This is a genomic window from Xylanibacter rodentium (assembly GCF_013166575.1).
Classification (GTDB): Bacteria; Bacteroidota; Bacteroidia; order Bacteroidales; family Bacteroidaceae; genus Prevotella; species Prevotella rodentium.
In genome coordinates this window covers 118,303-141,290 of the sequence record NZ_JABKKE010000002.1, presented here as the reverse complement: position 1 = coordinate 141,290, position 22,988 = coordinate 118,303, and the positions used below count along the sequence as shown (strand labels likewise).

Sequence of the window (22,988 nt, the reverse complement as noted above, 5' to 3'; positions counted from 1 at the left end):
TTGGCAGATATGGTTATTTTATTTTCACTTTTATTTTCTTGAGTGAGTTGTCTGCGCTTGAGTTGCCCACCATAATCTCATAAGTTCCGGGAACCACACGCATGGTGTTTGTCTTGGTGTCCCAGACTTCAAACCGTTCGCGTGGCAATTCTATACTCACATTGCCGCATTCTCCGGCTTTCAGCGCCACGCGTTTGTATTCACGCAGTGTCTTTATGGGGCCGTCGGGGTCGGCTGTATTGCGTATGTATACCTGTGCCACGTCTTCACCGTCGCGTGTGCCGGTGTTTGTTATGTCAATAGTCAGTATGCCGTTCTTGATGTCGTATTTGGGAGAACCGTAGCTGAATGTGCTGTAGCTCAGACCGTGTCCGAATGGGAATAGCGGTTCGCCGTGGAAATAACGGTATGTGCGTCCTGCCATGCGGTAGTCTTCAAAGTCGGGCAGCTGGTCGGCACTCTTGTAGAATGTTATGGGCAGTTTGCCGCTGGGATTGTAGTCGCCGAAAATGATGTCGGCAACGGCATCTCCGCCTTGTTCTCCGCCATACCATGCCTGAATGATTGCATCGCAGTGTTGGCTTTCGGGTACAAGTCCCATGGCACCGCCCGAGCAATTTACGAATATGACTTTCTTGCCTGCCTCATGGAGCATAGCCATCAAGTCGCGTTGCACCTGAGGCAACTCTATGCTGACGCGGTCGCCGCCGCGAAATCCGGGTTCGTCAACTTTCATCTCTTCACCTTCAAGGCGTGGTGATATACCACCTACGAATATCACTGTTTCCGCATCGCCTGTTTCTGCGAGCAGCTGCTCTTTTGTAGGGGTGGTCTTCTTCGTCAGGTCAAACTGTATTGCGGCCATGTCGTTTTCCTGTACATAGTCTATTTGTATTGTGTAGGTCTTGCCGGCTTTGAAATTCCGTTTGACCTGCTGATAGTCGATGCGCTGGCGGGATTTCCACCGGTTTATTACTGTGTCTCCGTCGAGTATGACACGTGCTTTGTCGTCACAACCTATTGATAAAGTCAGAGTTTCGTCTTGGTCGGGCGTAAAGAGACCTTCGTAACGTGCTGAGAATTTTTCGAGATTCACTCCCGGAGCGAATACTGTGGCACCACCGTTGCTCAGGTTGATAGGTTCGCGCATGTAGGCTGTGGTCACGGGTTCGCCTTCCATGTTTGTATTGTTCCAATAAGTGGCTTTCATGCCTTTCTGGCCGTCAGGGCTTTTTATCATTGAGTAGCGGCTGTTTTCCACTTCATTCTTTGTCAGTTGGCATCCCTGTATATATTTCACGTTGCCGGCTTTGCGGCGTATGCCTTGCAGTATGGTTATGGTGCGTGTGGGATATCCGCTGTAGTTGCCCCACATCATTACGGAGTCATTGGCATTTGGGCCCATTACAACAATTTTTTCAGTTGCTTTTCTGTCTACCGGCAGCAATCCGTTTTTGTTCTGCAGCAACACAGTTCCCTTACGGGCCATGTCGAGGGCAAGTTTTTTGTGGGCCTCGCATGCCACTATGCTTTCAGGTATTTTGGTCCATTCCACCAGTTCGTCGGCATCGAAGTCACCCAGTTCGAAACGTGCCTTGAGCAGTCGTTTTACACAAATGTCTATGTCGGCCTCGTTTACATATCCGGCTTTAACGGCCTCGGGCAGCCGTTTGTAGTTGGCTCCGCATTCCACGTCTGTGCCTGACAGTACTGCTTTGGCAGAAGCTGATGCGGCATCCTTTGACACCTCGTGTTTGCCCTTCTGCCAGAAGTCGCCAATGGCACCGCAGTCGCTTACAATCATGCCTTTGAATCCCCATTCGTCTCGAAGTATTTGCTGTTCATATCGGGTGTTGCCACAGCAGGGCTCACCGTCGATACGCTGATAGGCACACATCACTTCTGCAACGCCGGCTTTCTGCACCAAAGCCTTGAAGGCCGGTAGATAAGTCTCCCAAAGGTCGCGTGCCGGCAGGTTCTCGATGTTGAACGAATGTCGGTTCCACTCCGGACCGCTGTGCACGGCGAAATGTTTGGCGCAGGCTAACAGTTTGCGGTATTTGGCGTCGTCAGGTCCTTGCAATCCGCGTACGACGGCAATGCCCATCTTCTCTGTCAGATAAGGGTCTTCGCCGTAGGTTTCCTGTCCGCGTCCCCATCGCGGATCACGGAAGATGTTGATGTTTGGGGTCCAGAATGAAAGACTCTGATATCTCTTTATCTCACCGTTGCGTTTGGCCTGTTGTGCTTTCACACGGGCCTCGTCGCTTACAGTGGTGAAAACCTGTTCGAGCAGTGTCTCGTCCCACGATGCGGCCATGCACGTTGTTATGGGGTAGACTGTTGCGAAGCCGTTGCGGCCAATGCCGTGCAGAGCCTCGTTCCACCATTCGAATTGCGGTATGCCCAGTCGGGGTATGGCCGGCGAACCGTTCATCATCAGTCTTGTCTTCTCTTCGAGTGTGAGGCGCTTGAGCAGGTCTTCGGCACGTTGCTCCGCTGTAAGGTTCGGGTTTTGGTAGGGTAGGGATTGTGCGCCGCCCCGTACGGCAGAGGCAATGAACATTGCTGCGATTATGAGTTTCTTGCTTTTCATCTGTTCCTATAGTTTTTTTGCTTGTCTTTTGTTTGTGAAAAAATACGTCTGTATATGAAAATCCCGCCATCCGGCAGTGGTGTCTGTGCTTGATGGCGGGTATTGTCTATTTGCTTTTTCTGTAGAAAATCTTCCGGTGAAGGGTGTTTATCTGATCACCACTTTTCGGTTGTTTATGATGTATATGCCTTTCTTTAGTGAACGTATGTCGCTGTTTACGCGGCGGCCGTCGAGTGTGTATATCTTGTCGGCGGTGTCAATGGTTATGGTCTTCACTTCGTTGATGCCGCTGGTGCCTGTCTCAGCGAAGAGCTTGATTATCATCACCACTTGATTGTCTTTATACTGCATGGGCAATACATCTTTTGCCGGAGCGGAGAGGGTGACGTTGTGTGTGACAGTCTTTTTGCCGGCGCGCGACGGGAATACATACTGGTTTGCCGCAAACGTGTCGTCACCGAATACCGACAGATAGGCCGTGCCGTTGTCGTTGTTGCTGTAGCCGGTAAACTCGGCCCCCCTGATGCTTACGCCCTCGGGCAGATTGATTTTGAATGTTGAGTTGCGTGAGTATTTGATGCCCGTGATTCCGCATGCCGAACCTGTTGCATAGCCGTTGCCTACGGTTATGCTTATGCCGTTGGAGAAATCCCAGCCGTCGTTTGCAGTGAAGGGTGACAGCTCGTATTCGGTCACCGGAGGTTCCTCGCCTTCATATTCCATGTTGCCCATCAGTGTGCCGTCCTCGTTTTGTGCCGTTGTTATGGTCTCCACGAGGCTGTTCAGATAGTTCTCCACATTGGTATATCCGTTGTCGGCAACCATGGCACCGTCTTTAGCGTCGTTGGGGTTCAGTCCGTGTGCTGTTTCCCATGCGTCGGGCATTCCGTCACCGTCGGTGTCCGTTGGGGCAGCTGTGCTTTTGAGTGTGGGCCATGCGCTCCAGTCGGCAGACGCTCCGGCGGGTTTGTTGTCATCTTGTGAATTGATGAATCCTTTTCCATTTCCGCTTCCGGTGTATGTCGCTTTGCCGTCACGGGCGTCGTCGACCATCAGCTGGTCGTAGGAATCGCGGCTGAGGCTTGCTCCGGCATATGCCAGCACTTTCTCGTATGCTTTCTCTGCCGTATGTGTGGTTGTGGCGATGAAGGGTATCGGTTCGTTAATCTTTATCGTGTCTTTGGTTGTGGCGGTATATGTGCCGTCGCAGTCATCACCGTTGATTTGTGCATAGATGCCGTATGTCCAGTTGTCTTTGGTAACATCGGCGTATTTCGGATTGACATTTCCCGTGACATAGTACTTACCCCAGAGATGAAGGGCGGGCGCGTATACCGGATACGTGTCTATATACTTGTTGGTGCGTATGCCGATGCCGGCAATGCGCTTGCCTTTTTTGTCGGTAGGACTTCCGGGCCCGGGTTTGTAGTAGTTGTTGACAATGTTCACTTTCATGCCTTCGCCACCGTAGCATCCGTTTCCTCCGAAGTTGTATATCACGTTGTTGCGCATGTCCATGCGTTCGTCAAGCTGTGTGGTGGCACGCGGACCGAGACGTGGCGTACGGCTTGCGTGATGTGCAACGAGATTGTGGTGGAACGAAGCGCCCGCTCCGCCCCAGTTGCCTCCGTAGCCATGGTTGCCTTTGGTGTGACCCGAGTTTACGAGACTCTGCGATACGATGCTCCACTGCAGGGTGGTATTCTTGTTGCCAAGGAACGAACAGCACTCGTCAATGCTCCAGCTCACGGAGCAATGGTCTATCATGATGCGTTCCTGATCCATGCCTCCGAGGGCATCCCATCCGTCTGCACCGTCTTTCAATACGTGTTTGTTGCCAAGACGGAAGCGCATATAGCGTACGATGACATTGTTGCCTTTCACGCCAACGGGATAGTCGGCTATGCAGATACCGTCACCGGGTGCAGTCTGGCCGGCAACGGTGGTGTTGCCTGTGATGTTTAGTGCCGAGTTGAGGTGTATCGTTCCCGACACGTCGAATACGATTATTTTGGCTCCTTTTTGCCCGAGGGCCCAACGAAGCGAGCCTTCGCCGGAGTCGTTGAGGTTGGTTACGTGGTATACTGTTCCGCCGCGTCCTCCTGTAACGTAGCGGCCGAATCCTTCGGCACCGGGAAAGGCCGGCGTCTTTTCCGCGTTGTCCGCCACGGCTGGCAATGCTGGAAAAGCGAGCATGAGGGCAAAGGCACCCATTGCAAGTTTACTTTTCAATTCCATAATTTATACTCTGTTTTAAGCTGTTTGTCGTTTGTTTTAAGTAATATGCGGCATCATACTGCTTGTCATATTGCTGGGATAATGCAAATCGAGTGCAGTGAAACTTGTTTCAAGTTGCTGATGTGCCGATTGTACTATGCAAAGATACGGATAATTTATAATATGAGGTATTAGTTTTTATCACTATTTGTGTGAATAATTGTGTATGAGGTATATATTGATGAAAATAAATAATAAAGGCGGATATCTGGTTGTGATATCCGCCTTTACAGGTGCTAAATGAATAGTGGCTTATTCTGTAACCCAGCGCGGATCACCATATTTGCTATACTCATCACGATAAGATATAGTTATGCTAAAGTCTCCTTCTGCTGCGTTTGTCCAAAAATCAGTAGAACTTGCATCAATCATGTTTCCAAGTTCATAGCCTGAGTTCCAAAGCTGATCATTTGTGTAGAATGTATTGTTGACATCCACTGACTTCAAACTGCATCCCTTGATTGTCTTTTCGCCATCGCTACCGTTGAACGGACCAATCAGTGTGTTGGCAACGTAAGGAACGATGCTCTCCAACTTGTTGACATCGATGATCGGTTTGCCGGCCTGTACGCAGTTGTAAATTGTGCAGTGGTCGATGTTCACTTTGGCGTTTTCCTGATGTATGTTGATCAAGGCGCCAGCTGCAACACCGTTCATCGTAGTGTTGCTGATATTCAACTCATTCAAGGTCAAAGCGCTCTGACTCTTACTGTTGAATACTCCGTACGAGCCGATATTGCTTATCTGGCAATTGTTGATTGTAACCTCGCCAACAGTTCCACCTGTAATGCTTTGGAAGCGTACAACACCACGTGTATCCTTTATGGTGCATTTATCGATCTGTATCTTGTTGATGTCGTAGTTGCCCTTTATGTTGAGTACATAGTGGTCACTCGGGCCATCATTGATGAGAGCCGTGTTGTAGAAACGTATGATGTCCTTGTTGCCCTCTAAGCCCATACCGCGTACGTGGAATATCGGCTGTACTTCACCGGCTGCTCCCCAGAAGTATACGCTTGTGATATTGGCAGGTATATTGGGGGTCTTGGGATTACCTTCTTCACCTATCGGCATTGAGTACTCCATTCCGGGAGCCATAAGTATCACAACCTTGTCGTTGGTAGCGCTTGCAAGTATCGTATTTAGGTCGTCACCGGCAGTGAGGTTGATGATATCATATCCTTCGGGGAATGCTTCTGTGGTCTTGAATACCATATTGCCACGCACATTCTTCTCGTTCCACAGCTTGATTCTATAGGTGGTATTGGCTTGCAGACCGGTCACAGTAACTACACCATTGGCTATGTCGATGGTGCTGTTGTCAAGTTTTGTGGAATCTTCATTTCGGTAAATATACGCTTCGTCAATAGTCTTGCCAGGAACAAATTTCACGATAGCAGATGTTGAACTCGGGATAATATCAGTGATGATTTGCTCGCTCTTTGTTGTGAAACTGTATTTGGCCAGATACTTCCATTTACTGAATGTCTCACCCTCACCGATGGTGCGCATACGGATGAAATATTTGGTTGCACCCTGCAGATCATATATCGTATCAGGTGAGTTGTGCAGCACGAATACTTGGCTCTTGCCGTTGGCGTTGAGTTCAATGCCATCGTGCAATGTATCTCTGCTGAGCTCTACCTGATAGCCGATGGCATTGGGTATCTTATCGAATATGATACCGGCTCGGTCGTCTTTTGGATCAACAGTCAGTGTGGTTGTATGGAAAGGACGGTTGTGGGTACCGTCCGTATCCCAATCGTTGTCGTTGCAGCAGGAAGTGAATGCTGCAGCACATAGGAGCAATGATGCTCCTAGTACGCTTATATTTATAGAACTAAATTTCATATCTTTTCATTTTATTGTTTAGAAACCATAAGAATTTGCAATCTTACCCTGCGAATCGGCTATGGTACCGGTTGCAATAGGCATGAAATAGCGGTTTTTAACCGGTGTGTTAAGTCCTGCGCTGATATACTCAAGTGCTACCATCGGATTTTTGTTGGGATCGTTATCCTCTTTAGGTGTACCCCACCATGATACTTTCTGATATTCTTTCTTAACGTCGTCAGCAGGCTCTTCATACCAGCATACTGATGCCATGTCAATACGCACCTCGCTGCCTTCTGTTATAGTCTTGTAATACAAATCTTTGGGATATTCGTTTTCAAACTGATACTTGAATGTCTCCTTGAATTCGTCAATCTTCTTGCTAAGCAGATTCCAGCGTTCCAGTTCAAATTTACGTACACCTTCACCGGCCAGCTCCCATGCGTTTTCCTGCACGATAGCTTCAAAGAAAGCATCCTTGTCAGCCGAAATAGCATTTACATACGCCAGTGCTGCAGTTTTGTCTGCCTCGGCGAAAGAGCGGGTGTGCACCTTTGCCAATGCTTCGCGGGCTGTCATGCCGGCACCTCCAGCTGCGTTGTCTGGACCGTTAAGCTCGTTGAGAGCCTCGGCATACATGAGCAATACCTGTGGGTAGCGCATCTTTATGGTGTTAATACCGGTAGGTACTTTTTCTGTTGTACCAAGTGCCGCAATACGCCACTCCTCGTTCATTTTGCGGATATCCCATTTTGCAACATATATCTTGAACGGTTCGTTTTTCTGCATGTTCTCCTTGAGAACTCCGTTTTCTTCTTTGAGTTCATAGGTGGCACATGTCAAGTCGCGGCGTAAATCATTATGGTCGAATGACCAGAAATAAGGTGCGGTGAGCTTTACCTTTCCGGATGAATTACCTTTGGGACCGTATTTTGCAGAAGCTCCGCTGATACGTACACCTACGGTATATCCGAACTCTCCACTCTTGTTGAGACCCATAGGAATCTCGAATATGTTTTCGTAATATTTGGTGTCAAGCGCTCTTTGGTTTACCAAATACCACTGGTCTGCGATACTTGGGTTTAGCTGGTGCTTGCCGTTTGCGATAATGGCATTTAGATGCTTGAGTGCCAGCTCATAGTATCCCTTGCGCTCGGCAGCGGCAGGACGCTGTGTGGGATAGGTGGGATCGCTGTTTTCGGCTGCTGTCTCATAACCTTCTTTTGCGGCCTCGCGGATAGACCATCCGGCACGTTGCAGAGCTATGTTTGCGAGCAGTGCATGGGCATATCCTTTGGTCACGTGCTCAGTGGTGTAGCCATTCTCACCTACCCAAGGCAGGTATTCGATAGCTTCCTCAAGTGACTTTATCAACTCGTCCATAATCTCGTCACGGTCGGTCTTCGGGATGTAAACGTTGCTAAGGTCGGTCTTTGTCTCAGACAGTTTCAAAGGCACATCTCCGAAATTGCGTATCAAGTCGAAGTAGAGCATGGCTCTTAGCGTAATAGCTTCTCCCTTGTATCTGAGCATTTGGCGTCCCACTGTGGTTGTATTATTGGCCAACGAACTGCCGCTTACACCGTCTATAACGTTGTTGCAGTATTCTATGGCTATATACGATTTGTCCCATGCTTGCTGTGCTTTGCTCCAGCCTCCGGCAATGGCATTGTAGTTCATATAACTGCGCTCACTTCCTTGATTGGTGTAGCTTGCAGCGTCTCCGGCATCCACAAGTTCGATATCGGTATTCAATGATGTTGTAAAGGCCATAACCTGAGCGTATGTTCCGTCTTCGGTCAATGCTCCGTAGGCTCTGTTGAGTACCAACTCTGAATAATATGGAGAATTCCATACGTTTTCGGGAGTATGCTCGGATTCTGATGTCTGGTCAAGAAAATCTTCGCATGAAGCGGTGGAAAGAACCAGGCCACTCAAAAACAATGTCTTGATTATATTTGTTCTCATAATTATATAGTCTGTTGATGATTAGAATGAAACATTTACGCCGAATACATACAGGCGACTCTTGGGATATGCTGCATAGTCTATACCCGGGCACATGGGATTCTTTCGGCTGCTTGTGTCAGCCTCAGGGTCAGAACCGGAGTAACCGGTGATTGTGAGCAGATTGTAGCCTGTGAAGTAGAAGCGTACATTGTTGAGAAGCACCTTGTTGACCAATTTCTTTGGCAGTGTGTATCCCAATGTAACGTTCTGCAGACGCAGGAACGATGCATCTTCTACGAAGTTGCTTGTGAGCGACATCTTGTTAACAATAGCGGGGTTGTAGATGGTTGCGCCGGCGTTAATCTCGTTCAGACGTGCTATCGCAGCCTCGGTGCTACCGTATGCGGCGATAACCTCTGCGCTACCTGGATTGTACAGATCAAGCCCGGTTGCTATATCAAGTCCGGTGTATCTGCTCTTGAAGTCACCGTTGATGTTATATCCCTTGCGTGCCTGTCCGTAGAACGATGATACCATTTTGGCACCGTTCACGCGCTTGTTGCCAAGTGAGAAGTTGCAGAAAACAGAAGCATCGAAACCATGGAATGTGGCGTTGAATCCGAAACCACCCTGCCACGGAGCGATGGTGTTGCCAAGACGCTGTTTCAGTGCCTTGCCGTTTTCATCAACCTGTACCTTGATGGCACCGGGTTTCAGCTGTCCGCCTACAGTTGCGGTACCGTTGTCTACCACACCTTCACGGAGCGTCCATGTCTTGCCGTTCCATGTAAGGTCACCGTTGGGATTGGTCTTTTCGTCATAGATAGTGTAGAAACCAAGACTCTTGTATCCCCAAACCTCGCCGAGACGTCCGTCTTCTACGATTTTGAAGTTCTCATTGTCATCGAATGTAGAACCGGCCCATTTGTAGTTTTGGAACTCGGTATCGGTGTTCAGTTTGTCAATCTTGTTATAGTTGTAAGAAATGTTACCGGTAAAGTTCAAAGTGAAGTCTTTTTTCTCGATGATAGCGGCATTTACAGTAAACTCGACACCCTTGTTTGAAGTCTGTCCGAAGTTCTGATACTGATAGTCATAACCTGATATCGTAGGGATCTTGGTTTGCATGAGCAGATCTTTAGTCGTATTCCAATAAAGGTCTACAGTACCGTTGATGCGTCCGTTAAGGAAACCGTAATCGATACCGAAGTTACGGGTGATGGTGGTCTCCCATTTTAGGTTGGGATTGGCCAGTGTACTATGGTTAAGCATCACGTCCACAGTCTCGTCAAAGTAGGGAGCCTTGTCTGTAGCACTGGTCAGAGTGTAGAGAGTCTGTACCAAGCCGCTCTTGATACGGTTGTTACCGGCCGTACCGAAGCTCAGACGTGCCTTAAGATTGGATACCCATTTAACATCTTTCATAAAGTTCTCTTCGGTGATACGCCAAGCGATAGCTGCAGATGGGAAGTACCCCCAACGGTTGCCTTTCGCAAATTTAGAGCTACCATCGGCACGGAGGGTGGCAGTGAAAAGATACTTGTCGGCGATGGTATAGTTGATACGGCCGAAGAATGACATCATATTGTCCTTGCGGGCAATGTTGTTACTGTTGTTGAGGGCCAGACCCGACCCCTGATTGGCCAAAACCTCACCAAGAGTCATCGATGCCGGGAAGTTGACAGAGTAAGAGTTGTATGTCTCTGTGCCCGAACTTGTCCATTCCTGACCGGCGAGAACGTTCAAACGGTCGTTCTTCATGAATAAATTCTCGTTCTCGTATGTGATGGTGTTGGCGTTACGCCAGTTGCGTGTTTCCTCGCGTGTTATTTGGGACTGAGGTCTTCCTGAATATCCCAAAGCCGAGTTACGGGTAGCTCTGCAACCGAATGCGCTTGTCGTCTTGCCATAGTACCAAGCATAGCCGAACTCGCTGCGTATGGTAAGATTCTTGAAAGGCTTCCAGTTCAAACCGGCATTATAGTTTTGGCGCAGACGTCGCTGCTGTTTATATGTGTCAAGCATACGATCGTAGGGGCTGGCTTCTCTGTTAGACGTATTCTCATCGTTCTCTTCGGTGTCTGTTGTGAGCGGATTCACAGGACGGAATGTGATAGTTTTACCAACCAGTGAGTTGGTCACGTTGTTGTCATTCACATCCGCTCCCGAGCCAAGACCGTTTACAACTTGATAGCTCAAGCGGGCGTTGAAGTCAAGAGTGATCCATTTGTTGATTTGGGTATTCAACTTGGCGTTGATATTATCTTTCTTGAAATCAGAGCTGAGCATGATGCTCTTGTCGTCAGTACGCGAGTAGCTCACATTGAATTTGGTATCTTTTGAGCCACCGCTTACGCTCAGGTTGTACATCTGCTGCAGACCGGTGCGTCCGAAAAGCTCGTTCTGCCAGTCGCTGCCTTCAACAGATTTCCAGATGTCAAGGTCGTCATAGTTTCCGTAACCAGTCTTGTCACCTATCTCATACTGATAGAGAGCATAGTTATAGGGGTCAAGCACCTCAATCTCGTTTGAAATCTTGCGTACACCCAGCGATGCTCCGAAGTTGACCTGTACCTTGCCTTCCTTGCCGCTCTTTGTTGTAACAATGATAACACCATTGGCACCGCGGGCACCGTAGATGGCTGTGGATGAAGCATCTTTAAGCACATCGATGGTTTCAATGTCACTTGGGGCGATGTCGCTGATGGTAGACACGGGGAATCCGTCTACTATGTAAAGAGGTGAATTGTCCTGCGAAAGTGAACCGCCACCACGCACACGGATGGTAACCTCAGCATCGGGAGAACCTTCGGTTGTTGAAATATTCACACCTGCCATTTTGCCTTGCATAGCCTCGGCGGCTGTCGATACAGGGATATTGGCCAGTTGCTTTGCACTTACGGATGCCACCGAACCGGTAAGGTCCTTCTTGCGCACCGTACCGTAACCGATTACAACCACGTCGTTCAGTGTCGTGGCATCGTCTTCCATCGTAATGTTGACTGTGCTTTTACCTTTTATATTGACAGTCTTTGTCTTCATACCTATATAAGATATGACAAGCGGCTTGTCGCCTTTGGCTTTTACGTTGATGATTCCATCGAAATCGGTCACACCACCATTACGTGTGCCTTTTTCTATCACACTTGCTCCAATGACTGGTTCTCCATTGGAGTCTTTAACGGTGACTTTTACAGTCTGCGCATGAATGCCTCCCGCTATTAGCAGAAAAGCAAAAATCAGCGCCGTTCGAATACGTTTAAGTTTCTCAGACATAGTTTTATTTGTTTAAATTAATGATATTTTCGGTAATTTGTTTTTTATATGGCCAATATCAAACTTCATTCTATGTAGCCATTTCGGATTTGAAGATATTCCTTGTTTCTATGATTGTATTATTTTGATTAGTATATTGGGGTTAGTATTATTTTGTTTTATGGCACAAAATTAAGAAAAAGATGTTATATAATAGTGGATTTTTTGTATTTTATTTAGGAAAATAATGATTTTATGGCATGTTCGTGCGGTTATTACGGCTTTGTAGGAATGTGAATCTTGTGTATGTCCGTAGGGGATATCCCCATTTGGTCCTGTTTGGATATATGCCCTTTTGATATGGTGCCGGCGCCCTGCATGGAGCATTACGGCCCGCACGGAATGTGAGGTCAATGACTTTACTCTTTAATCTTAATGACTTTACTATTCAATGTTATTGACTTTAGTGAGTAAGGTCAATAACATTGAATTACGGCAGCGTTGGTCTGCTGTTTGCCATAGCGCGTCCGAGATTAGAGGGAGGTTGCCGGGGGCTACTTGGTTGAGACTCTGCCAAATCTGTGTTTCTTAAGTTGGTCAACAAAATTAAACTATATTATCGTCTGGACATTGGACGGATGCGCCTTGAATGAACGCGCCCCGGCGGGGCAACGGGCACATAGCCCGGGGCAGAGCGAAGCGGCACCCCGGGAACTACACGATTGCATACATTCGCCCTGAAAGGGCAAAAGTATTAATTATCAGATACTTACATTTTTTTATATTTCATATATATTTATGCTTTTGCCCTTTCAGGGCGCGGGGATTGTCGATGTTTGAATCCCAGGGTGCCGCTTCGCTCTGCCCCGGGCTATGTGCTCGTTGCCCCGCCGGGGCGCGTTCTGTCCGTACGATAATGTAGTTTAATTTTGTTAACTAACTTATTACAAGAATATGTAGCGTCGGTTTCTTGCGTGGATATATAGAAGTGGATAAACCATGTGTGAGGGGGAGGATATAGGGTGGAATGTGTATTTTTTGTTGTTTTATATGTAAAAATAATGTAAATGGCGGCATTTTGTTGAACTGTCATTACATATTAGGATTGTTTTTCTTATCTTTGTATGTGAAATCGTTTTTAGATTCCTAATTGATTTTTTAGTAATAAACAATTCAAAAAACATTAAATCTTATGAAGAAAATTTTTACTTTGATTGCTGTTGCGCTCTGCGCAATGAGTGTTGATGCGCAGGGACTTTATGCAGTTTCGGAAGAAGAGTCTATTACCGCTGGTGACAAGATAACGTCTGTAGAGAATGTTGTCATGACTTATAGTGATGGTGGCGGTACTTTTATTGCAGGAAAAAAGACTTCGAATTGGGCCGATGCTGATTTTACAGCATATACTAATGGTAGTACCAATGGTAAATATACCGCTGGAAATGAACCTACGGGATGTTATTATAAGTTTGAGACAGCTGTAGCCGGAACCCTTACGGTTGGTGTCCAATTGGGAGCCAATAAAGGTTTTTTTGTTGTAGACAAGGATTATGCTAAGGTAACAGACTATACTTACATGTTGCCGGACAACAAGGATGCAGAAGAATCTCAAGTTTTCACACAAAATGAAAAAGGTGAAGATATAATAGGTATAAAGTCTAATGGAACTGTGACGGTGAAAACCGAGGCCGGTGGAACTTACTATGTGTTTGCTGTTGGTACAAAGATGGGATATTTCGGTTTTAAGTTTGAGGCCGGTGGTACCGACGGTATCGGCAATGTTTCAGTGAATAAGGCGGAGGGCGGTGTTGCTTACAATCTCGCCGGACAGAAAGTGGACGATACGTTCAAGGGTGTTGTTGTGAAGAATGGAAAGAAGGTTGTTGTGAAATAATATCACCGCTTGGCTTGAATAACGAAATCGGACCGTTTGTCAAAGATTGCAAACGGCCCGATTTTGTTTTTTTATTCCTCTATCTTCCATTCTTCTATTCCTCGCGTTCCTGACGAGAAGTTTATCCCTATCTTATATACCTTTCTCTTGTCCGCGGCAAACGGAGCGGCATATCCCCGTGTTTCGATCTGCTCCAGTGCTTCATCGGCGCTTCCGTCGAGCTTAAGCTCCATCACATATATGTAGTCTGCAGTCTTCACGGTGATGTCTATACGCCCGCGGCTCGTTGTCCGCTCAACGTCGGTATAGAAACCCATCATTTTGAAAATGAGGTACATCGAGTTCTGGAAATACAGCTCCATCGTTCCGGCTATGCGGTAGTCGCCGTCGGAGAAGAAACTCTGCAAACGTTCCATGAAGACTTCCGGGCGGCCGTTTTCCACATCGCTAATGAAATTGGCAATAAAAAACTCTGTTTTGTTTTCGTTTACCGGAGTATACATTGGCAGCAGATAGCGGATGAAGCCTGTTTCCACTTCATCATTGGGAAAGCCCAACCTGTATTGCTGGAAACGTTCGTCATATCCCTTTATCGTGAGATATCCGCTTTGGTATATCACGGGGATGGGATTTTGCGACATAGAGTCGACGCTGTTCAGCAGGTCTACCGACACGGGTTCGTTCTGAAGGTTGTTCAGGTCATAGTCGGACTTTTTCAGCAGATACACGAGAAACGATGGTGTTCCCGTCTCAAACCAGTAGCTGCCGAATCTCAATCTGTCAAGAGTGTTGAGCAGGCTGAACGGATTGTATATTCCAACAGTGTCTGTCTCGAAGTGATATCCGTCGTATGTCTTTGCCAGCTTGGCGTAACATTCGTCTGTTGTCATATTGTTTTTCCGGCTAAGTTCCGTCACTCTGTCGTCGAAGTATCGGTGTATTTCCTGTCCTGTGATGCCGCATATGTCTATGTAGCGTTCGTCCATTGAAATGTCTTTCAGGTTGTTCAGGTCGCTGAATACGCTCACCTTTCCGAACTTGGTCACGCCGGTGAGGAATGCGAACCGTATGTAGCGGTCCTGTGTCTTCAGCACCGAGTAGAATGCTTTCAGTATGCTTCGGTATTCGTCCTGCAGGGCCACGTTGCATATGGACTGTAGCATGGGTTTGTCGTATTCGTCGACGAGTATCACAACACGTCGGCCGGTCTTTTCGCAGGCCCTGCGTATTATGCCCTTGAAACGCAACTCCGGCGTTATTTCTGTGGGCGATGTCCCATATTCCGATTCCCATCCGGCAAGAGTGTCGTTGAGCACGTTGAGCAGACTTTCGGGCGCGTCATATTTGGCGGTGTTCAGGTCAAGATGCAGGATGGGATAAGCCGTCCATTCCTTTTCCATGTCAGATATGGCAAGATTACAGAACAGTTCCCTCTTTCCGCTGAAGTAAGCCTCTATCGTGGAAAGGAGCAGACTTTTGCCGAAACGTCGCGGCCGGCTGAGAAAATAATAGCTGCCGGTGGTGGCAAGGCGGTATATATGGTCCGTCTTGTCTACATATACGTAGCCGTCGCTGCGCAGTTTCTCGAAGTCTTGTATTCCTATTGGATATATCATGTCCTTTTATGTTTTATTATCTGCAAAGATACATGTTTATTTTGTAATTGGATAAAAAAGAATGCAAAATATGGGGAAGGGGATGTATACATGCTATCTTGTTTTGTGCGAATGCAAAACAAGAATCCCCCTGCAACGGTATGGTGACCGTGCAGAGGGATTGGATATAGGTCGGGCATGCCTTTGTAGGCAGCCGTGTCGTTTATCTGTTTGTCTTGGTGGAAACCTTGCTTCCGTTTTCAAGTGTCTCTACCTTGATTACGGTGCCTTTGAACGATTCGTTCACCTTGATGCCCTGCATGTTGTAGAATTCCGTTTTCACCACGTTGCTGTTTCCGGTGTTTACCGTATTTATTCCGTCAGTGATGGCTGCAACGGAGGCTTCGCCGAGACCGCCCATCTCGTTTGCGGCACGTACGGACCATACAGCGTTGGTATCGTCGGCGGTGTAGGACGGTTCTGTGGTGAAGGCCACAACCTTGCCGTCCTTGCATACGGCCCAGCAGAGTACGTAGTTGTTCTCTTTCCATGTGAGTGATGTTCCGTTTATGGTTACATCGGTCGGGGCTGATGCCTGCTCTGTGGCTGCTGTCGGATCCCAATCGTCGTTTCCGCCCATTACATTGGCGATGCTGAGTTCGGCCACTTCTGCTGCTGTGAGTGGTGTGCGGGTATCTGCCTCGTGTCCGTCACCGAAGACGGTCTTGCGGTTGGTGAGACTGACCGGTGTGCCGCTTGCAGTGTGGCTGTTATACTCCTTGAATGCTGTAGGCCATCCACCGCTCATTTCTTCCCATCCTGCTGCTGTGGGCAGAAGTTCCATCGTGGTGTTGATATACTGTACGCGGCTCGCACCTTGGCTCCACGGACGACCGAGAGTGAACTTGCCGTCAAATTTCTTGTCGCCCTTGATTGTACAGTCGAGTAAGACGTAACCGTATTTTGCCGGTGTTCCTGCTGCCGTAATCTTTGTGCCGTCGCCTTTGACAACGAGGTCGCACTGGTTGAAGACGACATCGCCACCACCGCATAGGAAGTCTACACGACCTCCGAGTGTTGACGTCTCGAAGTAGAAGCGTGAGCCGTTCTGGTTGCTGTAGTATGTATCCTGATATCCGTCAAGGTTGACATTCTTGCAGATAGTCTTGTTGCCACGGTCTTGAAGTACGGCCACACGTCCGTTGTCACCGAGCGTGTGTGTCAGCTTGATGTCCTGAAGATAGGTGTTCTCCACTTTGTTCTGTATCATGAGGTTGGTGGCTTTGCCAAGTCCTTCAAAGATATGTTGCGGCTCGTTGTAGACGGCAGTGCCGTTCATACTTTCTCCGATAATCGAAACGTTGGATGCCGTGAGGTTTGTCGTCACGGACGGATAGGTATTTCCGTCATCCCCAACCACTGTGGCACCTTCGGTGTTCGTGGCTTTGTATGAGCCGTTCTTCACGAAGATGTAGAAACGCTTTGACTTGTCGGTGCGGCTGTTTGCGGCGATGATGGCCTCATTGAACGTTCCGTTGTCGGGCACTATGAAGTCGTAGAGTGCCTTGGCCACTGCGGGACGAGTCTTTGTTGTAAAACCGATTATGACAGGCTCCGCCATATAGTTGTCCGTCAGGTCAGCGACAGTGTTTGCCGGCAGATTGAATGTGTATTCCGTTGAATACTCCAGACCCTTATACTCGAATATGACGGTTTTGCCCGAAACGGCGGGTTTGAGAGTCTGAGTGCCGAGTGTGGCAGCGGCGTTTTCGGCCACTTTGACTTTCTCGTTGAATGTCAGTACAATCTTTCCGTTGGCAGAAGCGTTGTCTGAACCTTCGGCCGGTACGGTAGATATCAGCTCAGGAGCTTTTCCGTCGTCCACAATCTGTGCCTTGCCGATAATCCACGTTGCTCCAAGGCATGCTCCGTCGTTATCCGATGTCGTTCCGTCTATTGATGATGTCTTGTCGGCAATCCATCGCAGATACAGGCTCGGTTGGTTGTCGCATTCGGCAGGCAGGGCGATTTCTGCGTCCACCCATGTCTTGCGGCCCGGCATATCGACTTGTCCGGCCTTGTTCCAGTTGGTGCCGTCGAGTGAATACTCCACGTTGTATGTCTGGTAGGCATTGTAGTTGTAGGTCATAGCGGTCTTTACTGTGATGTCAGTGAAGGCTTCGCAATTGAGCACCGTCTGCCAGTAGTAGTCGCCGAGACCGGTAGTACGCCAGTTGACGGCACCGGGACGGCCTTCGTATCCGCCATCGGCTTCATTGCTCTTGTCGAGCCATCCTGATGTTTCGCCGGCTTCATTGCGCAGTATGAGTTGGGCCACATCGTTGTCGGCACTGTAGAAGTCTGCTTTGCGGCCCTCGGCACCTTTCAGTTCGAAGTCCCAGCCGGCTACGAAATCTATGGCATCATAGTTGGCCGTCACGTTGTAGTCAGAGTTCATGTCTATGGCTATTTCGGCACCGGTCTCCCCGTTGCTCCAGTTTGTGAAGGTCATGATGGGGTTTGACGATGCAGTCAGTGTCACACGGGTTCCTTCCTCATACATGTTCTTGCCGTCTACTATGGTGGGAACCGGAGAGGCTTTCACCATGTAGGGATTGGCTCCGCCATCAACGTTGTAGTTCAGTTCGTATGTCTTCACGGCCTGGAAGTTGGCTGTCAGATCGGCATTGCCATCAATATAATATGTAAACTTGGCATCTTCCGATATAATGTTTCCTTCGGCATCGGCCCAGTTTGTGAAGTGATAGCCGAAGTTCTGAGTGGCAGTGAGCTGCACCTCCGATCCGGCGTCATATACATCGGCCTTGGGGTATACGCTTACTGTTCCGGCCTCTTCGGGATTGGCTTTCAAGGCGAGGGTATATTTCTCGATGTTGGCTACGGTTCCGGAAACAGTCCCGGAAACAGTCACCTCACCGAAGATTCCGCTCTTGCCCGTTCCCACGCCTACAGTAGAGGTCAGGTAGAATGTCTCGGCTCCGGTGAGCACGGCCTGCTGCTCAGCTGTCAGGGTGATGTCATACTGATAGATTGCCGTTGCGTCGTAAGGTTTGTATGATGAAGTCTTGCCGCTGCGCAGGGCTGTCCATGTTCCGAGCGTTACGGTAGAGCCGTCGCCCATCTTTACTTCGACGGTGATACCGTTTTCGGAGTCTGTTCCGTCGCGGTTGACATATCCTGTGAGTCTTGTCGGGGTGAATGTCAGTCCTTGCGCGGGCTTCACGCTCCATGTCAGGATGTCGCCCTTGCCTGTTCCTGCAGAATAGTTGAGACCTTTGACAACTTCCTGTGCGTTGCCGTCGGTGATGCTTGCCAGAGGCTTTTTGGGGTTGAGTGATGTCACGCCCGGGTCGAACGAAACTATCGAGAAGGCATCAGCGAGTGTGGAAGTGTATTTCCCGGGCTCGTTGGTGTCGTTCATCGGCCATGCCACGGTTACGGGTTCGTCGGTATATGTCTTGCCTCCGGGAGTGCTTGCCACAGGCAGTGTCACCTTTACATATCTGTAATACGATCCGTCTCCGATGACGATGTCTATCGTCTCGGCTGTGCCGCCGATGGTGTAGCTTATGGTTGTCCCTTGTGTGTAGTCGTTCTGACCGTCGATGGTCGTGGTGGTGATGGTGCCGTAGGCCTCGAGTGTTATTGTCGCTCCCTTGCATGATGGTACGGTCAGTTTTGTGCCGGAGTTCATCTGTGCCAGGTCCGTCCAGTTGGCGTTGGCTATTTTGCCGCCGTTGTTTGTGTCGAAGTCGAGTTTTACGTCGATGGTCTGTCCGTTGACAACGGCCTGGGTTACCCATATTCCTGTAACGTTTTCATAGCCTACGACGGGCGCTCCGTTTCTTGTCTGGAAGTCGAAGTTGAGCATTACGGCGTCAGTACGGTCGGCCAATGAGACGGTGTTTTCCGTGAATACGGGCGACAACTTGAGGTCTTTCTCCAGTTTGATTGTCTGCCCGGGGGCGTAGTTGTCTGTTCCGTCTGTCCATGCCGTGAGGGTCTTGCCTTCGGCATAGAGAGTGAAGTTCTTCGGCAGAGTGTAGTCTGTACCTACGTCTGCTTTCATGCCGGCCGGCAGTGTGCCTTCGGCTTCCGTGTCTCCCATATCGTAGCTTACGGTGGCCTGGCTTGGGGCCTCCGCTACGGCTTCCACAGAGAGATACGGGGTGTAGCTGCTTGTGGTGATGGTCAGTGTGGTGGCCTCGCCCCGATAATAGCCGAAAGTGACGTGATTGTCGTCTTTGTTGTTTTTCCAACATCCGGTCTTCTCTGTTGCGAACGCTGCCACCTCGTTTCCGGCGGCATCGGTCACCTTGACGGTGTGGGTGGCATAGTCGCAGTTGCCCACACCTATCTTCACCATACCGTCCACGGGTAAGGTCAGTTTGGCCCCGCCCCATCCGTGGTCGTTGTGATACTTGCCGCTGATGACGGCATCGGCTGATGCGTCGGTGGCTTCGACTCGTGTGGCCGTACCGTCGTCGGCGATGACAATGCCGAATTCAACGTTTGGCTTGGGGTCGCCCGCGAACTCTTCTGTCGTGAGCAGCCACTGACCGGTAAGGTCAATTTTGATGTCCTTGAAAGCAGCGCTTGCCGGAATGACGCCGGCCAAACATGCCATGACAAGGACAAATCGAAATAGTTTTGTCATACGATTGATTTTAAATTTTTAGTATAAATTGGTTTGATCTATTTTTTTTATATGCTTGTTTGTTTCATTAAGTAGTGATTGTATGGTTTTGATATCTTATTTAAAGTCAGCGCACAAAATTAAGAAAAATACATAATAAAGAGGAGACAAAAGTGTGGAAAAATCATTGTCGTGAATTTTAAAGTGATATTTTACACCTTTTATATCAAAAAATATAAGCCGGAGTGTAGTGCCAAGACCATGAAAGGAGGTGGTTCGTCAGGACTGTGCACTATCCTGACAAGTCATGCTCTTACAGTATTGCCTGTTTTTGCGTTTTTGGACAATCTTGCTTAAGGATCGGTGATGGCAGAATTTTGAAACGTGCTCTTCGATAGAGCTGTATTTTGAAGTGGAGGTTTTAAAAATTTTACTTTAACGTATGTTAAGCAACATCGGAATCGTTATTTTCGTCTGATGGCCAGAAAATCGCGATTTTAGATTCAAAAGGGAAGCGCTGGCTATCAAGATGTTACAACAATGTTACTTTGTCGAGAAAGCAGAGAAGGCCGTTTCACCTTGCAATAAGGCCCTTGTCGGACTGCAAAACGGCCCTCGTTGCACTGCCAAACGGTCATTTTGGGAGTGTCGGGATGCCTTTACGTCAAGTATACTACGCCAAAAAGGTGGGTAAACAGGGCAGAGAAGCCCATCTCGTTTTTCTGGTTTGAGAAAAACAAGATGCGTTTTTTCATAATAATCCGTACAGATTAACTTTTCGGTTCATCAAGTCACTTTTGATTCTTTTTAATGGTTCTAAGCTCATCTTCTGATACAATACTCATTGTCATAGTGTCTTTGACTATTCTGATATATCCATCCAGTATATCTGTTTCAAATCGTAAACCCTTTAAAGCTTTATTGCTAATAGGGACATACCATGATATATCTGTTTCAAAACTGATGGTGTATTTCTCTAATGTGCTTGTACCCAATGCGTTAATATACTTCACATTCTCATCCATTGGATTGCACGATGAAATCCGAAAATGACATTCTTCGTTTTTCAATAAGGGAAGACGAACCTCGCAATTTGGTAGAACGAACCACACCAATCCTCTATCTATATCGGCTATGAGCATTTCTTTTTGAGAATTATTTCTTACTACCAAATCAAGTAAAAGGGTTTTTAAGTTTTCTGCAAGGGTCATGGCGTCATCCGACGCGGCAAGAGAAGCATTTGTATTTTCTCTTGCGTCCACATAGTTCTGCATCGCCCATCCCTTGTTATATCCATTGTTCATTTGGCTTTGAGCCATTCCTTCTGAAACAGAAGAAAGTCCTGCTGCAACCATAGACCAGCCTGCAGCATTTTTCGCCCTTTTGATGTCACGTACCAGGTCTTGTGAGACAACCTGTTGCGCCAAGGTACAAGTGATGAGACCGTCTTTAGAAGACATTACTAGAGAATGAGACGTATTGGTTAAAGAGTCAACTTCACCATTTTCTATCAGAAGAAGACGATTGTCATATGTAGGTATGTAAGTTGTCTTTGCCTGAGCATATAAGACAAAGATGCAGACAATCATTGATAAGATAAGTGTTTTCTTTTCCATATTGCGTCTTGATATATTCTTCTAATCCCACGTTTCGAGCTATCCTCAATTTTATTACCTGTTATAATGGTTTTCAATGTAGTTTTCGTTCTTGCCTATAGCCAGTAGGATGATAATCATCAATAGAGGTGTGGCTATAAAGCTCAAAAAAATCCAGCCAACAACACTTCGGTTGCGCTTTTGTGCCATTATTGCAACCAGGACATATAGGCCTACGGTTATTCCAATGAAGAATAGAAGTGCAACAATGCCTATGATAAGGTATAGTCCTTCATTTCTTGTTGTACGGTCGTAGTCTAATCTGTCGAATGGAACTTCATCTGTTGATTCGGTGACTTTTTCCTCAACATTGTAGTCTTTCAACTTAAACTTGATTTTGAAAGAAGGTGAGCCACCTGGCATATTCTCCGATTTGTAATAGTGATAGTGTCGACTGTATTCATATGCAGGAATGTTAAGTTTTCTTGTCATTCCTGAGGCTATACTAACACGTTTGGAAAATTCTTCATAGTCCAATTCTTTGCCGGACATGTCAAGATAGGTAATCAAGAAAACAACATTCTTGACTTCCTCGCTTGAATTATTCTTCAAAGCCAGTGTCCCACTGCTATCCATCCATCCCTGTTCATAGGACACCATTATAATGTCTTTTTCCAAATCCTTGTCGGCTGCAAAAACAGCTACTGAAAGGAATATGCTCAGTAGAGCGATTGAGAACCTCTTTGCTACCATATCTTTGAGTTACATTGTTATTTTCCGCATAATTATTATTGGATATGTACCTACGTTCACCACCTTGTTGGGTTGTCGTGTATATTGGTGCCCAGTATTTTTGCATGTTTACTCTTTGTCTGCTCGGCACCTTTCAAATATAGATATTTATATAATAAAGCCTATGTATGACAATTTCTTTTTCCATTTACATTGTGTATATTGCACTTTCGGGAAACAAAAGCGGCTATTATCTTCCATAAGTTTTGGATTTATTTTGTAAAGGTACTATTTTATCTTCAAGACACAAGCGATTTCTGCATAATATCTTAGTGAAAGTGCAAGAAATTGAGAATTTTTCATGATTTTGCAATTTTAAAGTAGCTTTATACGTTATAAAAAAATTCTCGCAAAACCATAAATTCCCACGTACCAAAGATTACCAGTCTAACGACACATAAATATCGGTATGATTGAGAAAACAAAAAACTGCTACTAAATAAAATACTGGCAGCAGTTTTTTATTTAAGTTAGTCAACAGAATTAAACTGCATTATCGTCTGGACATAGGATGGATGCAGTTTAATTCTGTTGACTAACTTAG

Annotated in this window: 10 protein-coding genes; 1 reads left to right on the top strand and 9 read right to left on the bottom strand. The window is 47.3% G+C overall.

Features of this window, described 5'->3' with window-relative positions:
* Positions 1–13 precede the first annotated feature (13 nt).
* From xyl3A to HPS55_RS02215, 5 genes are all read right to left on the bottom strand, one after another.
* Complete coding sequence (gene xyl3A / locus HPS55_RS02235) at positions 14–2,596, bottom strand: xylan 1,4-beta-xylosidase (RefSeq protein ID WP_172176763.1); 2,583 nt, start codon at positions 2,594–2,596, stop codon at positions 14–16.
* A gap of 147 nt (positions 2,597–2,743) precedes the next feature.
* Positions 2,744–4,834, bottom strand: coding sequence for a pectate lyase (locus HPS55_RS02230; protein WP_216653124.1), 2,091 nt, complete (start codon positions 4,832–4,834; stop codon positions 2,744–2,746).
* 291 nt (positions 4,835–5,125) lie between these two features.
* Positions 5,126–6,724 carry a DUF5123 domain-containing protein gene (locus tag HPS55_RS02225; RefSeq protein WP_172176761.1) on the bottom strand — a complete coding sequence of 533 codons (1,599 nt, stop codon included), beginning with the start codon at positions 6,722–6,724 and terminating at the stop codon, positions 5,126–5,128.
* A gap of 18 nt (positions 6,725–6,742) precedes the next feature.
* Entirely contained in the window at positions 6,743–8,674 is a 1,932-nt protein-coding gene (locus HPS55_RS02220; protein WP_172176759.1) for a RagB/SusD family nutrient uptake outer membrane protein, read from the bottom strand.
* Between the two features lie 21 nt (positions 8,675–8,695).
* On the bottom strand, positions 8,696–11,932 hold the full coding sequence (locus HPS55_RS02215; RefSeq protein ID WP_172324653.1) for a SusC/RagA family TonB-linked outer membrane protein: 3,237 nt from the start codon (positions 11,930–11,932) through the stop codon (positions 8,696–8,698).
* A 1,171-nt stretch (positions 11,933–13,103) separates the two neighbouring features.
* Here HPS55_RS02215 and HPS55_RS02210 point away from each other — a divergent pair.
* Complete coding sequence (locus HPS55_RS02210) at positions 13,104–13,805, top strand: hypothetical protein (RefSeq protein ID WP_172176755.1); 702 nt, start codon at positions 13,104–13,106, stop codon at positions 13,803–13,805.
* Between the two features lie 71 nt (positions 13,806–13,876).
* Here HPS55_RS02210 and HPS55_RS02205 read toward each other — a convergent pair whose 3' ends face one another.
* The 4 genes from HPS55_RS02205 to HPS55_RS02190 all read right to left on the bottom strand — a co-directional run bounded on the left by HPS55_RS02205 (position 13,877) and on the right by HPS55_RS02190 (position 22,405).
* Positions 13,877–15,421, bottom strand: a complete 1,545-nt coding sequence (locus tag HPS55_RS02205) for an ATP-binding protein (RefSeq protein WP_172176753.1) — start codon at positions 15,419–15,421, stop codon at positions 13,877–13,879.
* 202 nt (positions 15,422–15,623) lie between these two features.
* Positions 15,624–20,078 (bottom strand): pectinesterase family protein, encoded by a 4,455-nt coding sequence (locus tag HPS55_RS02200; RefSeq protein WP_172176752.1) that lies wholly within the window; start codon positions 20,076–20,078, stop codon positions 15,624–15,626.
* Positions 20,079–20,848: 770 nt separating this feature from the next.
* Positions 20,849–21,673, bottom strand: a complete 825-nt coding sequence (locus HPS55_RS02195; RefSeq protein WP_172176750.1) for a hypothetical protein — start codon at positions 21,671–21,673, stop codon at positions 20,849–20,851.
* Between the two features lie 54 nt (positions 21,674–21,727).
* Entirely contained in the window at positions 21,728–22,405 is a 678-nt protein-coding gene (locus HPS55_RS02190) for a hypothetical protein (RefSeq protein WP_172176748.1), read from the bottom strand.
* Positions 22,406–22,988 lie beyond the last annotated feature (583 nt).